The organism is Providencia sp. PROV130, from assembly GCF_028482225.1.
In the GTDB taxonomy this organism is placed as follows: domain Bacteria; phylum Pseudomonadota; class Gammaproteobacteria; order Enterobacterales; family Enterobacteriaceae; genus Providencia; species Providencia rettgeri.
The window spans coordinates 1-2,184 of record NZ_JAMPQC010000009.1 but is presented as its reverse complement, the minus strand read 5'-3'; the positions used below and the strand labels follow the sequence as shown (position 1 = coordinate 2,184).

The following is a 2,184-nucleotide window of genomic DNA, read 5'->3' as shown; positions in this document are numbered from 1 at the left end:
AATGCATGCATATCAACAAAAATAACAAAATTAATGTTTTCAGTTAGTTGCAATATTTTCGTGTTTTTGAAACATGTTTATTTTGGCTTTTTTCTGCGCATTTTGGTATATTTTTCCCGTCTCAGCACCCCTTACAGCACCCCTAAAATGGAGTTATAAAAATGGCTTATTACAGTGTTGAAAAGCGCCCTAGAGCTGATGGTACTGTAAAATACAGATGTACTGTTGGAGTAAAGGAAGGTGGAAAATATATTTATAGAGAAAATAAAACCTTTAGTAAAGCGGCAGCGGCTAAATCTTGGGGGATTAGGCGCGTTGCAGAAATTGAACAAACAGGGGTACCAAAGTCTGATTCACCAACAAAAATAAAAGTTGGGGAACTGATTCAGATGTATTTGGATGAACCGGGACTTGGTGGAAAGTCAGGAAAGACAAAAAAGTACGTGCTCAACTCTCTACTTAAATCCTCATTGGCAGACATTTATTTATCTAAGCTATCTGTCAATGACATTATAGAACACTGTAAACTAAGAAAAGCTTCCGGCACTGGCCCTAACACTGTTAGCCAAGATGTCAGCTATCTCACGGTTGTATTAGATTCTGCAAAACCAGTATTTAGCATAGATTACACATCCAACCCCGCACGAGAATCTAAAGCAATACTCTATCAAATGGATCTAATAGCACAGTCTAATGTGCGCAGCAGAAGACCAACTAAAGAAGAAACTGAGCAGCTTTTATCTGCACTGAAAAAATTTGAAACCCTCAAGCAAGTAAGAATACCATATAGTAGTATTTTTATGTTTTCTATACTGTCATGTATGCGTGTTGGTGAAGTTTGCAAAATACTTTGGTCTGATGTGGATTATGATGCCCGTTCAGTAATTGTACGAGACAGAAAAGATCCCCGAAAGAAAACTGGTAACCACATGTCTGTTCCGTTATTGGGTGATGCATGGGATATTTTAATTAGCCAAGAGAAAAAGAGTGACCGAATTTTCCCTTACAATGCAACTTCTATATCTAAAGGAGTTCGTACTGTGAGAAAATCTTTAGGCATTGAAGACTTGCGATACCATGATTTACGCAGAGAGGGCGCTAGTAGGCTATTCGAGGCTGGATTTTCTATCGAAGAGGTAGCCCAAGTTACTGGGCATAAATCACTTACAACACTGTGGCGAGTTTATACTGAATTATTTCCACAAACTCTTCATGATAAATATAACAAACTAACTGGAAAGTAATCTAAATGCGTCAGCTGGAGCAGTTGGCGCAACCTCACCCTAATTCAACCCACGTAAAAATCAATAAAATCTCTTGATCTTTGATTGTAATTTACTGTATATAACTACAGTTATATTTTACTGTATATAAACCCAGTTAATTAATCTGCGAAGGAGTGTTTTATGGTTACTATCAAGATCCGCTTTAACCGCAATAAAAAAGGTCAGTTACCTATAGGTACTTTTGAAGCATTAAGAAATGAAATCACCAAAAGATTAAGCGCCAAATATCCCGATCTAAATATCGATATAAACTGGAGCACTCAAGATAATGTGTCTATTGACGGTCTTGGGAAGAATGAGAAGAAAACGTATATTGAAGAAACGCTGGAAGAGATATTTAACGATGGTGATTGGCTTCCTGAAACCCAGGAAGCCGAAGTGGAATATTTTGATAAGTGAATTAAATAACGCCAGAGTAACTCATCTGGCGTTATTACATTATTCACTATGACGCTTTTTCGTCATCTTCAGAAAAAGGGTCATATACTGTTTGAGCAGCAATACAAATATTACTTATCTTTCCTTTTTCACCTTCATCAGAGATAGAGTTAAGCTCACCAAGGTCTAATTTATCAAAAAAACTACCTATATTAACATTCATTACTTTCAATGCAGCTACTAGCTCACTTATACCAATTTTATTAATTCCATTTTCATACCGATACAGTTGCTGTTCGCTTTTAATACCTGACATTTTAGCCAGCTCAAAAGCCGTTAAACCAGCCTTTACCCTTAGTCGCTTAAGCTCAAGTCCGACTCTGCTAGAAATTGAGTTAGTACTGTTCATGTTATACCTCCTTGGTGTAATTAACATCTTATTGCGAAGGTCTTAACATGATATTTACACTTAATTATTACAATTTGCAATACATTGAAATAATATTTTTACAATTTGTTA

The 2,184-nt window shown here is 36.2% G+C and carries 3 protein-coding genes; 2 read left to right on the top strand and 1 reads right to left on the bottom strand.

The window, feature by feature from the left end:
• Nucleotides 1-161 precede the first annotated feature (161 nt).
• Nucleotides 162-1,244 carry a tyrosine-type recombinase/integrase gene (locus PSF28_RS07390; protein WP_272684837.1) on the top strand — a complete coding sequence of 361 codons (1,083 nt, stop codon included), beginning with the start codon at nt 162-164 and terminating at the stop codon, nt 1,242-1,244.
• 162 nt (nt 1,245-1,406) lie between these two features.
• Nucleotides 1,407-1,685 (top strand): DinI-like family protein, encoded by a 279-nt coding sequence (locus PSF28_RS07385; RefSeq protein ID WP_272684836.1) that lies wholly within the window; start codon nt 1,407-1,409, stop codon nt 1,683-1,685.
• Between the two features lie 46 nt (nt 1,686-1,731).
• Here PSF28_RS07385 and PSF28_RS07380 read toward each other — a convergent pair whose 3' ends face one another.
• The gene (locus tag PSF28_RS07380; protein ID WP_272684835.1) at nt 1,732-2,073 is read right to left on the bottom strand and encodes a helix-turn-helix domain-containing protein; all 342 of its coding nucleotides are present in this window, start codon (nt 2,071-2,073) and stop codon (nt 1,732-1,734) included.
• Nucleotides 2,074-2,184 lie beyond the last annotated feature (111 nt).